This window comes from Enterobacter sp. Crenshaw (assembly GCF_024734705.1).
GTDB lineage: Bacteria > Pseudomonadota > Gammaproteobacteria > Enterobacterales > Enterobacteriaceae > Enterobacter > Enterobacter asburiae_B.
Window position 1 is genome coordinate 367,603 of the sequence record NZ_CP102932.1, and the last position, 18,488, is coordinate 386,090.

Consider the following 18,488-nt stretch of genomic DNA (forward strand, 5'->3'; position numbering starts at 1 on the left):
TGGCCTCTTAATTCTGCAATACGGACGACACCAGCAGCTGAGTGTACGGATGGTGTGGATCGTCGAGCACCCGGTCGGTTAACCCACTTTCCACCACCTGGCCCTGCTTCATCACCAGCAGACGGTCCGCAAGCAGGCGCGCAACGCCTAAATCGTGGGTGACAATCACCACCGCGAGGTTCAGCTCCACCACCAGACCGCGCAGCAGGTCGAGCAGGCGCGCCTGCACGGAGACGTCCAGCCCGCCGGTGGGTTCATCCATAAACACCAGCTTCGGATGGGTGACCAGGTTGCGGGCAATCTGCAGGCGCTGCTGCATCCCGCCGGAGAAGGTCGTCGGCAGGTCGTCGATGCGCGAGGCGGGGATTTCCACTTCCTCCAGCCAGTGCTGGGCGGTAGCGCGGATGTTGCCGTAGTGGCGCGCGCCGGTGGCCATCAGGCGTTCGCCGATGTTGCCCCCGGCAGAGACCTGACGGCGCAGGCCGTCCATCGGGTGCTGATGTACCACGCCCCACTCGGTGCGCAGCAGGCGGCGGCGTCCGGCCTCGCTCATGCCGTACAGCGAGGTGCCCTCATACAAAATGTCGCCGTTCTGCGGCGTCAGGCGCGCGGAGATGGACTTCAGCAGGGTGGTTTTGCCGGAGCCGGACTCGCCGACGATCCCCAGCACTTCGCCCGGCCACAGCTCGAACGACACGTCGCTAAAGCCTTTGCCCGGCGCATACAGGTGAGTCAGGTTATTAACCGAAAGCAGCGGTTTCATTGGCTATTCGCCTCGCTCTGTTGGCGGCAGTAATCGGTGTCGGAGCAGACAAACATCCGTTTGCCCGTATCGTCCAGCACCACCTCGTCCAGATAGCTGTGTTTGGATCCGCAGATGGCGCACGGCTCGTCCCACTCCTGCACCGTAAACGGGTGATCGTCGAAATCCAGGCTTTCCACGCGGGTGTAAGGCGGGACGGCGTAGATGCGCTTTTCGCGCCCGGCGCCGAACAGCTGCAGGGCGGGCATCATGTCCATCTTCGGGTTATCGAATTTTGGGATTGGCGACGGGTCCATCACGTAGCGCCCGTTCACCTTCACCGGGTAGGCGTAGGTGGTGGCGATATGGCCGAAGCGGGCGATATCCTCATACAGCTTCACCTGCATGACGCCGTACTCTTCCAGCGCGTGCATGGTGCGGGTTTCCGTTTCGCGCGGCTCGATAAAGCGCAGCGGCTCCGGGATCGGCACCTGGAAAATCAAAATCTGATCTTCAGTGAGCGGGGTTTCCGGGATGCGGTGACGGGTCTGGATCAGCGTTGCGTCTTCGGTTTTTTCAGTGGTATTGACGCCGGTTACGCGCTGGAAGAAGCTGCGGATCGACACGGCGTTGGTGGTGTCGTCGGCGCCCTGGTCGATGACCTTCAGCACGTCCGCCTCGCCGATCACGCTGGCGGTGATCTGTATACCGCCCGTGCCCCAGCCGTAGGGCATCGGCATTTCGCGGCCGCCGAACGGCACCTGATAGCCCGGAATGGCCACCGCTTTTAAGATGGCGCGGCGGATCATGCGTTTGGTTTGCTCATCCAGATAGGCAAAGTTGTAGCCGCTTAAGTTAGCCATTTTTGCGCTCCCGTTGCAGGCGTTTCAGCAGTTCCAGTTCGGCCTGGAAATCGACGTAGTGCGGCAGCTTGAGGTGCGAGACGAAGCCAGCGGCCTCAACGTTATCCGCGTGGGCCAGCACGAACTCTTCGTCCTGCGCCGGGCCTGCAACGTGCTCGCCGTAGTCCGGTGCCTGGAGTGCGCGGTCGACCAGCGCCATGGCCATGGCCTTGCGCTCGCCGAGGCCAAACACCAGCCCGTAGCCGCGGGTAAAGTGCGGGTCTTCGTCTTCCGGGGCGACGAAACCGTTAACCATTTCACACTCGGTCATCAGCAGTTCGCCGACGTTCACCGCAAAACCCAGCTCTTCCGGTACGATTTCAACGTCGATATAGCCGCTGCGAATTTCGGCCGCAAACGGGTGGTTGCGCCCGTAGCCGCGCTGGGTGGAGTAGGCCAGCGCCAGCAGATAGCCTTCGTCGCCGCGCATCAGCTGCTGCAGGCGGGACGAGCGCGAGCACGGGTAAACTGGCGGCGTGCGGGTGATGTCATCCGGCTGCGCGCCTGAATCTTCTTCCGTCTTCGCCAGGCCCTGTTTTGCCAGCATGCTGAAGACGTGCGGAGACGGTTCCTGTTCGGCGTCGGAGGTGCTCAGCTGCGGCGATTCACCGTTCGCCAGCAGGGTAAAATCCAGCAGGCGGTGGGTGTAGTCGTAGGTGGGGCCAAGCTGCTGGCCGCCGGGAACGTCTTTATAAACGGCAGAAATGCGGCGTTCCAGGCGCATCTCCGCCGTGTTCACCGGCTCGCTGACCGCCAGTCTGGCAAGCGTGGTGCGGTAGGCGCGCAGCAGGAAGATGGCCTCCACGTTGTCGCCGCTGGCCTGCTTCAGGGCTAGCGCCGCCAGCTCGCGGTCGGCGATGCCGCCCTCGGTCATCACGCGGTCGACGGCGAGGTTTAGCTGCTGCTCAATCTGGGCGACGCTCAGCTCGGGAAGCCGTTCATCGCCCCGTCGTCTGTGCGCCTGTAGCGCATGGGCGGCGGCGATGGCCTTCTCGCCCCCTTTGACGGCAACGTACATCAGCACACCTCCACGTGGGTGGTCCGCGGGATTGCCAGCAGGCGCTCGCCGCAGGTCAGGATCAGGTCAATGCCCAGCGGGAACGGGTGCGGGCGCTCGGTCAGCTCGTGAATGATGCACTCCGGCAGCTGCGGCGCGACCATGCGTTCGTCGGCGATGCCTGCCCCCGTGAGGCGCAGCATGCGGCCGCCGCTCAGGCTGGAGACCTGCAGGATCAGCGTGGCGCTGGTCTCCGGGGCGACGGCGCTGCCTTCGCTCAGGGCGTTTAATTGCTCATGGCTGATTTGCTCGTCAGCCACGGCAAAAACCGCCTGCTGGGGCTGATCGACCAGCGGGGCGCTGGTGTGAAAACGCAGGTTCTGGCTGGCGATATCGTTCGACAGCGCGCCTGAAAGCCACACCGGGGTGTCGTTGTCGGCAAGCGTCAGCAGCACGCTGGTGGTCGCCAGATTCAGCGGCAGCCAGCCCTGGGAGAGCTGGTGCAGCGAGACGATCACGCCCGGCTCGCTCATCGCTTTCAGCAGGCGACGAAAACTGTGTTGGGCATCCTGGACGGCCAGGGTAAAAGCAGGTTGAAGCGTCATGCGTTGTCTCCGCGAACGAGCGTAAAGAAGTCGACCCGGCTGGTGTTCACTTCGGCCTGACGTGCGGCAATGCGCGCGGCGCGGTCGGCTTCCAGCGGGGCAATAAGGTTTTCCATTAACGTCTGGAAATAGGGTTGTTCCTGTAAAAGCGCGTCGATCACCGCGCAGCGCTCGGCGTGCGCTTTGTCGCGCCCCAGCACGTAGCTGTAGCCCAGCGTGCCGCTGTTCAGGCGGATTGCCGCGCGGGTGAGGGTGGCATCTCCGGCGAAAAAGCGCTCGCCGGTGCCGCCCATGCGCGCCTGGATCTGAACGAGGCCGATCTCCGGGGCGCGAAGGGTGTCGTAGTCTGGCGTCAGGCTGAGCGCGTTCATGCGGGCAGCCAGCGCAGCAGGCTGGCTGTGGGCCAGCACGCGCATCCAGCGCTGTCGGGTGGCGGTGTCGAAGTGCATTCAGTGCTCCATGGTGAATTCGATCATGTCGGCGCGGGTCAGGCTGACGGAGTATTCCGTCGCGTTGATCTCGCCGTCACGGTGGTTGAGGGTGCGTACGCAGAGCAGCGGGGCCATATTGGGGATTTCGAGCACCTTGCTCTCTTTCGCCTGCGCGCGACGGGCGCTGATGCGGGTCTGGGTGCGCTTGAGCGCAATGCCGGTCGCATCCTGAAGAAAATCATGCAGCGAGCCGCTGGAGAAATGCTGGAGTACGGGCCAGAGGGCGAGGTCCGCAAAGTAGTGGTCTATCTGGCATACCGCCACGCCGTTAACGCGACGCAGGGTGCGCAGGTGAATGACGTCGTCGCCCTCCTGAATGCCCAGCGCGTCCGCCACGTGGCTGGAGGCCGGGCGCAATACCGAGAGCAGCTTTTCGCTGGTCGGGTGGCTGCCCTGATCCAGCAGGTTCTGGCTAAAGCGCGCCTGGGCGTTCAGCGGGTAGTCGAACGGGCGCATCAGCACCAGCACGCCCACGCCCTGGCGGCGCTGGACCCAGCCGCGCTCGACCAGCTGGTCAATGGCGCGACGCAGGGTGTGGCGGTTCACTTCATAGCGGTCGGCAAGCTGCTGCTCGGCGGGCAGGTAGTCCCCGCAGCGGTAGTGCGTGCGCAGCTCCACTTCGAGCTTTGCCGCAATCTCTTGCCAGCGGGTGGGATAACTGGTCGGATGTCTGGATAAGTGCATAGAAAACAAAGCCTCGCTTCTCAGATGAAGTGCTTACGCAAACGTTGAGAGAGGAAATCCAGCAGGCTGACGGTGACGATGATGAGCACCATCAGGGCGCAGGTTTGCTGGAACTGAAAACCGCGAATCGCTTCCCACAGGGTGACGCCAATCCCGCCTGCGCCCACCATGCCGACCACCGTCGCGGAGCGGACGTTGGACTCAAAGCGGTACAGGGAGTAGGAGATCAGGAGCGGCATAACCTGCGGCAGGACGCCGTACAGGATCTCTTCGATTTTGTTGGCGCCCGTTGCGCGGATGCCTTCCACCGGGCCGGGCTCGATGGCTTCGACCGCTTCGGAGAGCAGCTTGGAAAGCACGCCGGTGGTGTGGATGAACAGCGCCATCACGCCGGCGAACGGACCCAGGCCAACGGCGACCACGAACAGCATCGCAAAGACCATTTCATTGATGGCGCGACAGGCGTCCATCAGGCGACGCATCGGCTGGTATACCCACCACGGCACGATGTTTTCGGCGCTCATCAGGCCAAAGGGAATGGAGAGAACGACGGCAAGGGCGGTGCCCCAGACGGCGATTTGCAGGGTGACCGCCATTTCGCTGAGGTAATCCTGCCACTGGCTGAAGTCCGGCGGGAAGAAGTCGGCGGCGAAGGTCGCCATGTTGCCCGCGTCCTTGAAGAGCAGCAGCGGATCCATTTCGGCGCCCTTCCAGGAGATAACCAGCACCGCCAGCAGGATGGCCCAGCTTATGAGCGAGAACCAGCTGCGCTTCGGCGGCGGGAGGGTGATGGTTTGCATGTTGGCTCCTTTGGGTTTAGTCCCCTCTCCCTTAAGGGAGAGGGTTAGGGTGAGGGGGAAATGTGCGCGCTGATGCCCTCACCCCGGCCCTCTCCCACGGGGAGAGGGAGAAAGGCACTACTGCACCGCTTTATTCACGCTCGTCATCGCACCGAGCGCGGCGGTCAGGCGGTCGAGGTCTTCCAGCTGTGCCTGAATGGTGGCCACTTTGCTGGTCTTCTCCTCGTCCTTCAGCCCTTTGTTGTCCTTCACGCCCTGCATCTCTTTAAACAGCGCCAGCTGGCGAATCGGGACCAGCTGCAGGTCGCTTGACGGGCGGAACGGTGCCCAGCCCAGGCGCGCCAGGACTGCTTTCTCTTCCGGCGTTTTGCCATAGGTCATGAAGAAGTCGTACACCTTGTCCTTGGTGCTCTCGGAGAGATTTTTACGCCAGACGATCGGGTCGCCCGGGATCAGCGGCGATTTCCAGATAACCTTGATCTCTTTCAGCTTGTCCGGCGCGGAAGTTTTCAGCTTGTCGAGGTTCTCGGTGTTGTTGGTGGCGACGTCCACCTGCTTGTTGGCCACGGCCAGGGCGTTGGTTTCGTGGCTGGCGTTCACCGTGCGCTTGAAGTCGCTTGCGGAGGCGTTGTTTTTGGCGAAGACGTAGTAGCCAGGGACAAGGTAGCCGGAGGTGGAGTTCGGGTCGCCGTTGCCGAAGGTCAGCTCTTTGCGTTTGGCGAGCATGTCGTTGAGGTTGTTGATCGGGCTGTCTTTATTCACGATCAGCACGCTCCAGTAGCCCGGGGAGCCATCTGCCGCGACGGTCTGGGCAAACACCTGGCCGTTCGCGCGGTCCACCGCCTCCATGGCGGAGAGGTTGCCGTACCAGGCGATGTCCACTTTATTAAAGCGCATCCCCTGGATGATGCCCGCATAGTCCGGGGCGAAGAAGGCGTTCACTTTGATCCCCAGCTTAGTTTCCATATCTTTCAGGAACGGTTCCCACTGAGGCTTCAGGTTCTGCTGTGATTCCGTCGAAATAATGCCGAAGTTCAGCGCTTTTTCCTGCTCTTGTGCATACGCCGGGCTTAACAGGGTGCTGAGGCTGAACATGCTGGTAAAGGCCAGCGCGGCAACGGCTTTGTAGCTCATGTACTTTCCTCGGATCGGGTTTAATTAAGCAGCCTGCGCGTTCTCTTCGACGCGGTTAATGCTGCGGTAGAGATGGTCAAAACGTTCGTTATCAAACTGATGGCTCGCGCCATCAAAGAACACGTGTCCCTGACGCAGGGCGACAATGCGTTCGCAGTAGCGCAGGGCGTAATCCACCTGATGCAGCGTGACCACCACGGTGATGCCGTCGTTCTGGTTAATGTCGCGCAGGGTTTCCATCACGATGCGGGCGGACTCCGGGTCCAGCGAGGCAATGGGTTCGTCAGCGAGAATGATTTGCGCTTTTTGCATCAGCGCGCGCGCAATCGCCACGCGCTGCTGTTGTCCACCGGACAGGGTGGAGACGCGCTGGTGGGCGAAATGCGCCATGCCGACGCGGGTCAGCGCCTGTAAGGCTTCCTGCTTCTGCGAAGGGGAGAACCAGCGCAGACAGGTGCGCCAGAACGGGGTGCTGCCGAGCGCGCCAATCAGGACGTTCTCCAGCACCGTCAGGCGGTTCACCAGGTTGAACTGCTGGAAGATGTAGCCCGTCTGGGCGCGGCTCTTGCGGATATCGCTGGCGAGACGCCCCGCGCGCTGCACGGTATTGCCCAGCAGCTCGACGTGGCTTTCCGGCGTTTTATCGCAGGTGATAAGACCGCTTAAATGACGCAGAAGAGTGGATTTACCGGAACCGGATGGCCCCAGCAGCGCCACCATTTCGCCCTGCTGGACGGTCAGATCAACGGCATGCAGAGCCTTATTGTGATTGAAGGTCTTGCTCAGTTTCTCGACGCGGATGACGGTTTGCATGTGCTGGGCCTCACGATAAATGTGGCCTCATGCTGGCGCATCAATGTGACATTTGGGTTAAGTCTGGGTTGCGGGAGTTTGAAGAGTTGAGCGGAGTTTGATGACAGGCGGAGGCAGAGCGCCCACCGCCCGAAAATTAGTGCTGCTGCTTAACGACGTTAATCATCCACGGCACGCCGTATTTATCGGTGACTTTACCGAAACCGTGTGCCCAGAAGGTTTCCTGCCAGGCCATGTCGATATTCCCGCCCGCGGCGAGGTTGTCGAACCAGCGTTTGCCTTCATTAACGTCCTGGGTGTCGAGAACCAGCGTGAAGCCCGCGTACTGCGCGTTGCTTCCCGGCGGCATCCCGTCGCTCATCATGATATCGCTGCCCGCAATGCGGACGTTGGAGTGAGCGATAGCCGAATCCGGAAATTGCATACCGGACGGACAGCCTTCTTCGCTGTTATCGCTTTTTGGCATTTCGCCGAAGGTGATTTTATAGAGAAGCTCTGCGCCGACGGCTTGCTGGTAGAAAGAAGTGGCTTCTGCACAGTTGCCGGCAAAAGAGATGTAGGGACTTAACGGCATAATCTTTACCTCACGTAAGAAAAGCCCGTTAAGTGTAGTTCCCGAAAACCCGGTAAGCGAAGCGCCACCGGGCGGGTAAATCAGTTCTTTTTCACGAACTCTGATTTCAGCTTCATCGGACCGAAGCCGTCAATTTTGCAGTCGATATTATGATCGCCTTCAACCAGACGGATATTCTTCACTTTGGTGCCGATCTTCAGCATGGAAGAACTGCCTTTCACTTTCAGATCTTTAATCACGGTTACGCTGTCGCCGTCCGCCAGCAAATTGCCGTTCGCATCTTTTACGACAAGTGCATCTGCATCGTGTGATGGTTCGGCATCATTCCATTCGTGAGCGCATTCCGGGCAGATGAACATGCCATTATCTTCATAGGTGTATTCAGAATTGCATTTTGGGCAGTGTGGGAGTGACATATCGGTATCCTCAAAAAGTGTAAACGCGCTGGAAAGTGCCAGCTAAATGACGGCAGCGTGCCGAAAAAGGCGGCAAGTATAGCGCAAATCCACACGTTTGTCGGTGACATTGTGAATTAAAAAAATGCAAAAAGCGTATCGGGAGTGACACTTCCTGTCAGTCAGTTAAGCGATGCTTACCTCATTAACACGTTGGGAAGAAATGACGCTAAATATATCGAATATTTTATTGCAGCAAATTGCTACGCTCCTTCATTTCGGATAAGGTGAAGCGACACATTGTTATTTATCTCCTGACTTCGCTGCCATCCATATCTTTTGGCAGGGGCGTATTACCTCTCTTTTTAGGTGGGTAAATAATGATGATATATCCTGAAGTTTCTTAAAATTGGGCTACGCTTTTTTCCTTTGGCCGTCAGGCCAGGAGGGGAGCTATACACGCCATGCAAGGATAGCGAATTATTTCTGATTATCATCAATCAGTTATATTTCGGCGGACATGTTTTCCACACGTGATCATATAAGCCTGAACAACATAATTAATACCAGTGGCTTAATAAAAGTAATAAATTTGCGTTAAGGAAAGGCTTTTATCATGCACACACAGACCATTTTTGAATTAAGCCAGGAAGCTGAGCGTTTGCTACAGCTCGCCCGGCAAAACCTTGATACGTTGAAATCAATGCCGACTGCTATGCTGGAGAGCACCGCGGCTGCTATTACGGGTGAAAAGAACAACGTTTTACCTTTGCATTTTAGCGCGCGCGGTGTCGAAGCGCAGCAGGCGATGCTGAATAATGAATTACGAAAAATAACCCGGCTGGAAATGGTCCTGGCTATTGTTGGCACTATGAAAGCGGGGAAATCGACCACCATTAATGCGATTGTGGGGACCGAAGTGTTGCCGAACCGCAATCGTCCGATGACGGCGCTTCCTACCCTGATTCGCCACACGCCGGGTCAGAAGGAGCCGGTGCTGCATTTCTCACATGCCTCGCCCATTGATGAATTGATCCAACTGCTTCAGAAAAAGCTATGCGATTACGATCGCGGAAAGCTGGCCCAGCATCTGGAAATTGATAAAGACATGAATACGCTGCTGGAGCGCATTGAAAAAGGAGAGGCTTTTGAGAAGCATCACCTGGGCGCGCAGCCGATATTTCATTGTCTGAAAAGCCTCAACGACCTGGTGAGGCTTTCCCAGGCGTTAGGGGTGGAGTTTCCGTTCTCTGAGTATGCGGCTATCGAACATATTCCGGTGATTGAAGTGGAGTTCGTGCATCTTGCGGGTCTGGATGCTCACCTCGGACAGCTGACGCTGCTCGATACGCCCGGGCCGAATGAGGCCGGACAGCCGCACCTGCAAAAAATGCTCAGCGAGCAGTTGTCCCGCGCATCGGCAGTGCTGGCCGTGATGGATTATACCCAGCTTAAATCCATCTCTGATGAAGAAGTCCGCCAGGCTATTTCCGCGGCGGGAAAATCCGTGCCGCTGTATGCGCTGGTCAATAAATTCGATCAGAAAGATCGCAATAGCGACGATGAAGAGCAGATCCGGGCGATGATCTCCGGCACCTTAATGAAAGGCAATATTTCGCCTGGCCAGATCTACCCCGTTTCGTCCATGTGGGCCTATCTGGCGAACCGCGCTCGCTACGAGATGAGTACCCACGGACAACTGCCGGATCATCAGGAGCAACCCTGGGTACAGGACTTTGCCGAAGCGGCGCTTGGGCGACGCTGGCGTACGGCGGACCTGGACGATATCGACCATATTCGTCATGCTGCCGATTTGCTCTGGGAAGATTCGCTTTTCGAACAACCGATACGCAAGCTGATTTACGCCGCCTATGCCAATGCCTCGCTTTACGCGCTGCGTTCGGCCTCGCATAAGCTGCTCAACTACGCACAAAATGCCCGGGAGTACCTCGACTTCCGCTATCAGGGGCTGACGGTTGCCTTTGAGGCTCTGGAACTGAATATCGCACGTCTGGAAGAGGACATGGCGCTTCTCCAGACGCGTCAGAGCGCGGTGAGCGATGAGGTGAAACATGAAGTTGAGGAGGCGCTGAACGCTACAGCGGACTTTATGGGAGCGCAAAAAACCGCGCTTAACCAGGCGATTGGCGAGGTGTTCAGCGCTCAGCATATTCTTGATTTGGCAGGTATCGATCGGCAGAACCCTCACGATGACGAGCTGAAGCAGCTGGTTCTGGACGATGAAGGGCAGGCGCAGATCGCGCTGAGTAAAATCCGCTCCTCCTGCGAATTGGTGATGCTGGATGCACAGACGAAAATCTGCCGGGAGCTGGCGTTACGCTTCGACCAGCTTGAATCTACGCTGGCGCGTTCCCTGAACGAAGCCATGCGCCCCATCGAAACGCGTATTAAAGAGCATCTGAGCCATGCGGGCTTTCGGGCGCGAATCAGTTTCCCGGCGTTTCAGGCTCACCAGCTCAACTTCAATACGCGGGCGCTGTTTAACGATGCGATAGCGCAGGATGACAGCCAGGCAGGCCCGTCATCAGGCGGGAGCAGCATGCGAGAAACGGTCTCTCGCTGGCTCAATAATCCGGGCTGGGGCTGGGCTGAGTATGTGGAAACGCGCACGCGCTATGTTATCGATATTGCGCAGCTACATGACAAATTTAAGCAACATATTGAGCTGTTTTGTGAACAAATACGTAAAGCTTTGTCCGCGCAGGTCGATGTCTCTGTTACGGCAGGAATGGCGACGTTCTTTGCAGAATTCTCGCTGTGCCTGACCGGGTTACAGGAAAGCTTGCGTGATAGCCTCGCAGTGCGTCAACAGAATGAGCATTCAACCCGAGCGCTCTGCCAGCTGTTGAAGCAAAGTATTACGACTGCGGCGTGGATACAGGAAGATACCCGACTGTTACGCGATGATATTCAAACTCTATTCGCGGCAGAGCAACCATGACAACACCACTACTGGACGGCCCCGGGCGAACGCTGGAGTGTATTAATCCAAAATTTATGGTCGATCTGGTTCAGGGAGTGGACGCGGCGCGTCATCCTCACCTGGGACCACAAAAGCTTCAGTTTCGTGAGCGTTTGACTCAGGAAATCATGACGCATACCCGGCTGCGCCCCTGGGCGATGGCGGGTATGCTCAATGAAAATGCGGCGCTGCGCCTGGGACTGGCGGAAAAACTGGCCGGCATGCTTGACCCGGGTCATCTCGCGCTGACGCTGATGGCAGAGAAACTGATTGCTTTGCGCCAGCAGACGCACCCGCGCGCCCAGCAGTCCCCCGGTCTGATGCAGCAGTACGCTGAACTCGCTTCTCATTTTACCCAACGCGCCGCCTATAAAGAGAAGGCGCTAACCCAGCGCGGGCTGACGGTGCAGGCGGGTGAGCATAGCGAGCAGATTTTTACCCGCTGGCGGGCCGGGCATTATGATGGCTGGTCGCTGGCCGGGCGCTGTTTTATCGTCCTGGAAGAGCTGCGCTGGGGGGCATTTGGTGACGCATGCCGCCTCGCGAATGAAGATGTGGCGGCAATGCTTAAGGATAACCTGCGCAGCATGGCGGCTAACTATCTGGCACAGGGCATCAATGCGTCCCCCACGACCCGCCATTTCTATCACCAGTGGCTGACAACGCCGGCCTCTCCGGGTTTAATCGATCATAAAGACATGCTGGGCTGGCTGGGGGACTGGTGTCAGGCGGATCAACATCCGGTGAGCTGGTCAGTGACGCAAAACTGGCAGACCGTCGCGCTGGGCATGCCGAGACTCTGTTCGGCAAAACGGCTGGTGGACGGGATGGTGGAAGAGATTTTTGGCTAAATCTCTCCCCCTCTCCCCATTGGGAGAGGGAACGGTGCGGTGTGTTAATGATTCATTTCTATCGGCTTCGGTTCAGGCAGGGTCTCTTGCATATTCCCGTAGCGTTTCGCATACAGCGCCGTGATGATGGGGACCAGAATCGCGGTGACGATCACGCTCGCGGCAACCAGCGCCGTTGCTGAAGCGGCGACCGGTTCGAAGGCCGGGTTAATTTGGGCGATAATCACCGGGTTTGCAACAGCAGCACCCGCGGCTGAAGAGGCGGCGACGCCGGCCGTGCCGTTTCCTCCTCCGATTATGCGGTCGGCAATAATCAGCGGAATACCGGTGATGACGATCACGGCGACACCCAGCACAATGCCCAGCAGGCCGGTATCGAGAATGACCTTCAGGTTGATGGTGTTCCCCAGTGCGAAACCGAAGAACGGGATCAGCACCGGCGTGGCTTTGCTGAAGAAATCACGCAGATCGCGGTCGAGATTGCCAAGGGCGAAACCGACCAGGAAGGGCAGGATTGCGCCGACAAAGTGGTGCGGTTCAAACGAGGCCAGGCCAGCAGACCCCAGGATCAGCATCGTCATCAATGGGCCGGACTCCAGAGACATCAACACAAATGCGCCGGACTCTTCTTTCGTCCCGTACTGATTCATCAGGCTGGCGTACAATCCGCCGTTGGTCATATCCATCGCCGAGACAATCGCCAGGACCGATAAACCCGCAAAGAACCCGGTCTGAATTCCATTCTCCGGAATGAACATCGCGCATATCATTGCCACTGCCCAGGCTACGGCTATTTTGGTGATCACCAGCGTGCCGGATTTCCGTAATACTGTCCCCGTTGCCCGTAAATTAATGGATGCGCCGATACAAAAAAACCAGACGGCAAGAATGGGAACCGTGCCTGTTATCATGCCTTTTGTGAAACCGCCAAAATAAGCTCCGGTATTGGGAGCAAGGGTATTCAGGATCGCGCCCAGTACCAGCGGAACCAGCATCATGCCGCCGGGTATACGTTCTATCGTGGCTTTAATCTTCATAGACAAACCTCACATCGGATCCCGCAGTACGGGGGATAGGTGTTAAAAATTAGTCAATAAATTCAATTGATTGCTCGTATTGCTTGTGGTGTTTTTTCGAAAGCCCTGCAACAAAATTAAATGCGTGCTCTCAATTAACCTTTTCATTAAACACGTAAAACGCTGAATTCGGATTTATGATGCGATCATTGGAATATTGATTCAATGAAAATAAAACATCGTTTTAGTTATCTTTATCACATATTCAATGTAAAACTTGAGGCCGGTTCCTGCTGATGAAAATTTATGTAAACCTGATGTGAATTAACGTGGTTTGTTTTTCTGTTACGAAAGAAATAATGACGTGCGGGAGGATGTTCTTTAGGTGGGGTAAGGAAGTACTTATTGGCACTCCTTGACAAAAATTTGCCTGAGTTGACCAGACACGAAAATATGTGTGAAGTTGATCACAAATATAAACGCTGGTAGGGTAAAAAGGTCATTAACTGCCCAGGCAGGCGTCAACAGGTTCGGTTGTATCGACGTAAAACGTCAATGTAAGTAAACCTGCTACGCTTGAATAAGGCGATTCGCATGGAGCGGATCCCATGGTTCACAGAACGCTAACTGGACTGTGAAACAGACAGGGCCGAGTCAACGAGGATAGCTATGCTAAGAAGGAAAAAGATTAAACCCATCACGCTTCGCGACGTCACCATCATTGATGACGCAAAGCTGCGTAAAGCCATTACCGCAGCCTCGCTCGGTAATGCGATGGAATGGTTCGATTTTGGTGTCTACGGCTTTGTGGCCTATGCGTTAGGTAAAGTGTTTTTCCCCGGGGCCGATCCCAGCCTGCAGATGATTGCCGCGCTGGGTACGTTCTCCGTTCCCTTCCTGATTCGCCCGCTGGGCGGTCTGTTCTTCGGTATGCTCGGCGATAAATATGGTCGTCAGAAGATCCTGGCCATCACCATCGTCATTATGTCGATCAGTACATTCTGTATCGGCCTTATACCGTCTTACGCCACCATCGGCATTTGGGCACCCATTCTCCTGCTGATTTGTAAGATGGCGCAGGGCTTCTCCGTCGGCGGTGAATATACCGGTGCCTCGATCTTCGTCGCCGAGTATTCCCCGGACCGTAAGCGCGGATTTATGGGGAGCTGGCTGGACTTCGGCTCGATTGCCGGGTTTGTCATGGGCGCGGGCGTAGTCGTACTGATTTCAACCGTGGTGGGCGAAGATAACTTCCTCGACTGGGGCTGGCGTATCCCGTTCTTCCTGGCATTGCCGCTGGGGATTATTGGTCTTTACCTGCGTCATGCGCTGGAAGAGACGCCTGCTTTCCAGCAGCACGTCGAAAAACTGGAACAGGGTGACCGCGAAGGGCTGCAGGATGGTCCGAAGGTGTCGTTCAAAGAGATTGCCACTAAGCACTGGCGCAGCCTGCTGACCTGTATTGGTCTGGTGATTTCGACCAACGTGACCTACTACATGCTGTTGACCTACATGCCGAGCTATCTGTCGCATAACCTGCACTACTCGGAAGATCACGGTGTGCTGATTATTATCGCCATCATGGTGGGTATGCTGTTTGTGCAGCCGATTATGGGCCTGTTGAGTGACCGTTTTGGTCGTCGACCGTTCATTATCCTGGGAAGCGTTGCGCTGTTTGCTCTGGCAATTCCGGCATTCATTCTGATTAACAGTGATGTGCTGGGGCTGATTTTTGCCGGTCTGCTGATGCTGGCGGTGATCCTTAACTGCTTTATCGGGGTGATGGCCTCCACGTTGCCCGCGATGTTCCCGACGCATATTCGCTACAGCGCGCTGGCCGCGGCCTTTAACATCTCGGTGCTGATTGCCGGTCTGACCCCGACGCTTGCCGCCTCGCTGGTCGAGAGCACGCAGAACCTGATGATGCCGGCTTATTACCTGATGGTGATTGCGGTGATTGGTTTGATTACAGGTCTTACCATGAAGGAGACGGCGAATCGCCCTCTGAAAGGCGCAACGCCTGCGGCGTCTGACATCCAGGAAGCGAAAGAGATCCTGCGCGAGCACTACGATAACGTAGAGCAGAAGATTGAGGATATTGACGCAGAGATTGAAGAGCTGCAGAAAAAACGCTCCCGACTGGTGGACCAGCATCCACGCATCAACGAGTAATAAAGAAACCCGCCAACGGCGGGTTTTCTTTTATTAGCATCCGGCAGCGATGTAGTCGCCATTGGCACTGACGGGGATCACCGTCAGGAACAGCACCGTCGCAAACAGGATCAGGACTATCCCTCCGGCTATTTTGACTGCCGGTACCAACCATCTCAATGAGGCGCTTTCTCCGAACCAGGTCACCGTGCGCTCGCGGGCGTAACGTACAGCCAGGGAAAGCCCCACAATAGAAAGTGCGGTGCCCAAAGACATGGTCATGACCGCGGCCACCCCCCAGGTGACAATGCCCAGCGCGTTCGAAAACATCAGAATCATGATCGCCCCGCTGCACGGGCGTGCACCAATCGCCAGAATGACGCCCAGGCGCGTTTTCCAGTCGCCTTGTGTCAGGTTTACCCCCACGCCGTGGTGGCCGCAGCCACAGTGTTCATCATGCTGATGAAGCGGCTTGATGGCGGAGATAGTCATCCTGTGCGGGCGCAGGCTCTTCAGCGCCTGGTAAATAACGAATGCACCAAATGCGCCAATAAGCACAGCGCTTATCTTCTCCACGTACCAGCGGCTGGTACTGATATCCCCTGAGGCGAGGTTAAACCCCACCGCCAGAATAAAGACAAACAGAATGGCGCTGACGCCCTGCATCAGGCTACCCAGGAAGGGGACAACCCGGGCGGCCAGTTCGGTTTCCTTATTGGTGGTCAGATAGGTCGTCACGATGAACTTTCCGTGTCCGGGTCCGATGGCGTGAAGGACACCATAAAGGAAAGCCCCCGTTAACAGCCATAATCCGCCGCTGTACTGGTGGTTATTAAGCTGCAGCAGATACATCACCAGATAGCGGTGCAGCGTAATTTGCGTGGCGAGACACCACTGGATAAAAGCGTTCCAGTGCGCATGCAGGGTAAAACCCGCAAAGAGGATTGCCAGCAGCAGCAAACCTGCGGTAGGGAGACGCCAGTCGCGGGCGAGGCGTTGTGTGGTCATGAGGGAGGCCTGCACAGGGGAGATTATTTGCCGCTAGTATAGTTGATCTTCCCGCTCAATACGTAGGATCGCCTCGCGATCCGCTCATGATTGTGGATAACTTTGTGCATAAAAGGGTATAAGGCGGGGTTTTGCTGTGGAATGCAGCAGTCAGTCATTTTTCTGACATTTAGCGGTTGCGGCCTGCTGAGAACTCCCTATAATGCGCCTCCATCGACACGGCGGATGTGAAACACTTCACAAACAAGCCGGTCGGTTGAAGAGAAAAATTCTGAAATAACGGGTTGACTCTGAAAGAGGAAAGCGTAATATACGCCACCTCGCAACGGTGAGCGAAAGCCGCGTTGCACTGCTCTTTAACAATTTATCAGACAATCTGTGTGGGCACTCAAAGTGACATGGATTCTTAACGTCGCAAGACGAAAAATGAATACCAAGTCTCTGAGTGAACATACGTAATTCATTACGAAGTTTAATTCACGAGCATCAAACTTAAATTGAAGAGTTTGATCATGGCTCAGATTGAACGCTGGCGGCAGGCCTAACACATGCAAGTCGAGCGGTAGCACAGAGAGCTTGCTCTCGGGTGACGAGCGGCGGACGGGTGAGTAATGTCTGGGAAACTGCCTGATGGAGGGGGATAACTACTGGAAACGGTAGCTAATACCGCATAACGTCGCAAGACCAAAGAGGGGGACCTTCGGGCCTCTTGCCATCAGATGTGCCCAGATGGGATTAGCTAGTAGGTGGGGTAACGGCTCACCTAGGCGACGATCCCTAGCTGGTCTGAGAGGATGACCAGCCACACTGGAACTGAGACACGGTCCAGACTCCTACGGGAGGCAGCAGTGGGGAATATTGCACAATGGGCGCAAGCCTGATGCAGCCATGCCGCGTGTATGAAGAAGGCCTTCGGGTTGTAAAGTACTTTCAGCGGGGAGGAAGGCGATAAGGCTAATAACCTTGTCGATTGACGTTACCCGCAGAAGAAGCACCGGCTAACTCCGTGCCAGCAGCCGCGGTAATACGGAGGGTGCAAGCGTTAATCGGAATTACTGGGCGTAAAGCGCACGCAGGCGGTCTGTCAAGTCGGATGTGAAATCCCCGGGCTCAACCTGGGAACTGCATTCGAAACTGGCAGGCTAGAGTCTTGTAGAGGGGGGTAGAATTCCAGGTGTAGCGGTGAAATGCGTAGAGATCTGGAGGAATACCGGTGGCGAAGGCGGCCCCCTGGACAAAGACTGACGCTCAGGTGCGAAAGCGTGGGGAGCAAACAGGATTAGATACCCTGGTAGTCCACGCCGTAAACGATGTCGACTTGGAGGTTGTGCCCTTGAGGCGTGGCTTCCGGAGCTAACGCGTTAAGTCGACCGCCTGGGGAGTACGGCCGCAAGGTTAAAACTCAAATGAATTGACGGGGGCCCGCACAAGCGGTGGAGCATGTGGTTTAATTCGATGCAACGCGAAGAACCTTACCTACTCTTGACATCCAGAGAACTTTCCAGAGATGGATTGGTGCCTTCGGGAACTCTGAGACAGGTGCTGCATGGCTGTCGTCAGCTCGTGTTGTGAAATGTTGGGTTAAGTCCCGCAACGAGCGCAACCCTTATCCTTTGTTGCCAGCGGTCCGGCCGGGAACTCAAAGGAGACTGCCAGTGATAAACTGGAGGAAGGTGGGGATGACGTCAAGTCATCATGGCCCTTACGAGTAGGGCTACACACGTGCTACAATGGCGCATACAAAGAGAAGCGACCTCGCGAGAGCAAGCGGACCTCATAAAGTGCGTCGTAGTCCGGATTGGAGTCTGCAACTCGACTCCATGAAGTCGGAATCGCTAGTAATCGTAGATCAGAATGCTACGGTGAATACGTTCCCGGGCCTTGTACACACCGCCCGTCACACCATGGGAGTGGGTTGCAAAAGAAGTAGGTAGCTTAACCTTCGGGAGGGCGCTTACCACTTTGTGATTCATGACTGGGGTGAAGTCGTAACAAGGTAACCGTAGGGGAACCTGCGGTTGGATCACCTCCTTACCTTAAAGAACCTGCCTTTGTAGTGCTCACACAGATTGTCTGATGAAAAGTAAATAGCAAGGCGTCTTGCGATTGAGACTTACACGTCCCCTTCGTCTAGAGGCCCAGGACACCGCCCTTTCACGGCGGTAACAGGGGTTCGAATCCCCTAGGGGACGCCACTTGCTGGTTCGTGAGTGAAAGTCACCTGCCGTCATATCTCAAAACTCATCTTCGGGTGACGTTTGAGATATTTGCTCTTTAAAAATCTGGATCAAGCTGAAAATTGAAACGACACATCTTTAATGGTGTGTTCGAGTCTCTCAAAT

Annotated in this window: 16 protein-coding genes, 1 tRNA gene and 1 rRNA gene; 5 read left to right on the forward strand and 13 right to left on the reverse strand. The window is 56.5% G+C overall.

Translation table 11 applies throughout. From position 1 onward, the window contains the following. Positions 1 to 7: 7 nt before the first annotated feature. The 11 genes from phnK to NWV12_RS01740 form a co-directional block, all read right to left on the reverse strand. Positions 8 to 763, reverse strand: a complete 756-nt coding sequence (gene phnK, locus NWV12_RS01690) for a phosphonate C-P lyase system protein PhnK (RefSeq protein ID WP_048979057.1) — start codon at positions 761 to 763, stop codon at positions 8 to 10. Then, positions 760 to 1,605 (reverse strand): alpha-D-ribose 1-methylphosphonate 5-phosphate C-P-lyase PhnJ, encoded by an 846-nt coding sequence (gene phnJ, locus NWV12_RS01695; protein WP_033144435.1) that lies wholly within the window; start codon positions 1,603 to 1,605, stop codon positions 760 to 762. The genes phnK and phnJ overlap by 4 nt, the downstream gene beginning before the upstream one ends. Next, complete coding sequence (locus NWV12_RS01700) at positions 1,598 to 2,662, reverse strand: carbon-phosphorus lyase complex subunit PhnI (RefSeq protein WP_048979056.1); 1,065 nt, start codon at positions 2,660 to 2,662, stop codon at positions 1,598 to 1,600. The genes phnJ and NWV12_RS01700 overlap by 8 nt, the downstream gene beginning before the upstream one ends. Continuing rightward, positions 2,662 to 3,246, reverse strand: coding sequence for a phosphonate C-P lyase system protein PhnH (phnH, locus tag NWV12_RS01705; protein ID WP_032662532.1), 585 nt, complete (start codon positions 3,244 to 3,246; stop codon positions 2,662 to 2,664). Before phnH ends, NWV12_RS01700 begins: the two co-directional genes overlap by 1 nt. After that, on the reverse strand, positions 3,243 to 3,695 hold the full coding sequence (gene phnG, locus NWV12_RS01710) for a phosphonate C-P lyase system protein PhnG (RefSeq protein WP_048979055.1): 453 nt from the start codon (positions 3,693 to 3,695) through the stop codon (positions 3,243 to 3,245). The genes phnH and phnG overlap by 4 nt, the downstream gene beginning before the upstream one ends. Next, positions 3,696 to 4,421, reverse strand: a complete 726-nt coding sequence (phnF, locus tag NWV12_RS01715) for a phosphonate metabolism transcriptional regulator PhnF (RefSeq protein ID WP_023310091.1) — start codon at positions 4,419 to 4,421, stop codon at positions 3,696 to 3,698. Between the two features lie 20 nt (positions 4,422 to 4,441). Continuing rightward, entirely contained in the window at positions 4,442 to 5,221 is a 780-nt protein-coding gene (phnE, locus tag NWV12_RS01720; protein ID WP_023334213.1) for a phosphonate ABC transporter, permease protein PhnE, read from the reverse strand. Between the two features lie 117 nt (positions 5,222 to 5,338). Beyond that, the gene (gene phnD / locus NWV12_RS01725) at positions 5,339 to 6,355 is read right to left on the reverse strand and encodes a phosphonate ABC transporter substrate-binding protein (RefSeq protein ID WP_048976469.1); all 1,017 of its coding nucleotides are present in this window, start codon (positions 6,353 to 6,355) and stop codon (positions 5,339 to 5,341) included. 24 nt (positions 6,356 to 6,379) lie between these two features. Further along, positions 6,380 to 7,168 (reverse strand): phosphonate ABC transporter ATP-binding protein, encoded by a 789-nt coding sequence (gene phnC, locus NWV12_RS01730; RefSeq protein WP_023334215.1) that lies wholly within the window; start codon positions 7,166 to 7,168, stop codon positions 6,380 to 6,382. A gap of 136 nt (positions 7,169 to 7,304) precedes the next feature. Then, positions 7,305 to 7,742: a VOC family metalloprotein YjdN gene (gene yjdN, locus NWV12_RS01735; RefSeq protein WP_033144440.1), complete on the reverse strand. Its 438-nt coding sequence runs from the start codon at positions 7,740 to 7,742 to the stop codon at positions 7,305 to 7,307. Positions 7,743 to 7,822: 80 nt separating this feature from the next. After that, complete coding sequence (locus tag NWV12_RS01740; protein WP_023310096.1) at positions 7,823 to 8,158, reverse strand: zinc ribbon domain-containing protein YjdM; 336 nt, start codon at positions 8,156 to 8,158, stop codon at positions 7,823 to 7,825. 595 nt (positions 8,159 to 8,753) lie between these two features. On the opposite strand from NWV12_RS01740, the gene crfC reads away from it, so the two are divergent. Then, the gene (gene crfC, locus NWV12_RS01745; RefSeq protein ID WP_048979054.1) at positions 8,754 to 11,099 is read left to right on the forward strand and encodes a clamp-binding protein CrfC; all 2,346 of its coding nucleotides are present in this window, start codon (positions 8,754 to 8,756) and stop codon (positions 11,097 to 11,099) included. Then, positions 11,096 to 11,971 carry a diguanylate cyclase regulator RdcB family protein gene (locus NWV12_RS01750; RefSeq protein WP_048979053.1) on the forward strand — a complete coding sequence of 292 codons (876 nt, stop codon included), beginning with the start codon at positions 11,096 to 11,098 and terminating at the stop codon, positions 11,969 to 11,971. The genes crfC and NWV12_RS01750 overlap by 4 nt, the downstream gene beginning before the upstream one ends. A 44-nt stretch (positions 11,972 to 12,015) precedes the next feature. Here NWV12_RS01750 and kdgT read toward each other — a convergent pair whose 3' ends face one another. Next, positions 12,016 to 13,008: a 2-keto-3-deoxygluconate transporter gene (gene kdgT / locus NWV12_RS01755; protein WP_048979052.1), complete on the reverse strand. Its 993-nt coding sequence runs from the start codon at positions 13,006 to 13,008 to the stop codon at positions 12,016 to 12,018. A gap of 648 nt (positions 13,009 to 13,656) precedes the next feature. Here kdgT and proP point away from each other — a divergent pair. Next, positions 13,657 to 15,159, forward strand: a complete 1,503-nt coding sequence (gene proP, locus NWV12_RS01760; protein WP_029740241.1) for a glycine betaine/L-proline transporter ProP — start codon at positions 13,657 to 13,659, stop codon at positions 15,157 to 15,159. A gap of 33 nt (positions 15,160 to 15,192) precedes the next feature. Here proP and NWV12_RS01765 read toward each other — a convergent pair whose 3' ends face one another. Further along, positions 15,193 to 16,146, reverse strand: coding sequence for a nickel/cobalt transporter (locus NWV12_RS01765; protein ID WP_048979051.1), 954 nt, complete (start codon positions 16,144 to 16,146; stop codon positions 15,193 to 15,195). Positions 16,147 to 16,640: 494 nt separating this feature from the next. On the opposite strand from NWV12_RS01765, the gene NWV12_RS01770 reads away from it, so the two are divergent. Continuing rightward, positions 16,641 to 18,180 (forward strand): 16S ribosomal RNA (locus NWV12_RS01770). An 85-nt stretch (positions 18,181 to 18,265) separates the two neighbouring features. Beyond that, positions 18,266 to 18,341, forward strand: a tRNA-Glu gene (locus NWV12_RS01775). Positions 18,342 to 18,488 lie beyond the last annotated feature (147 nt).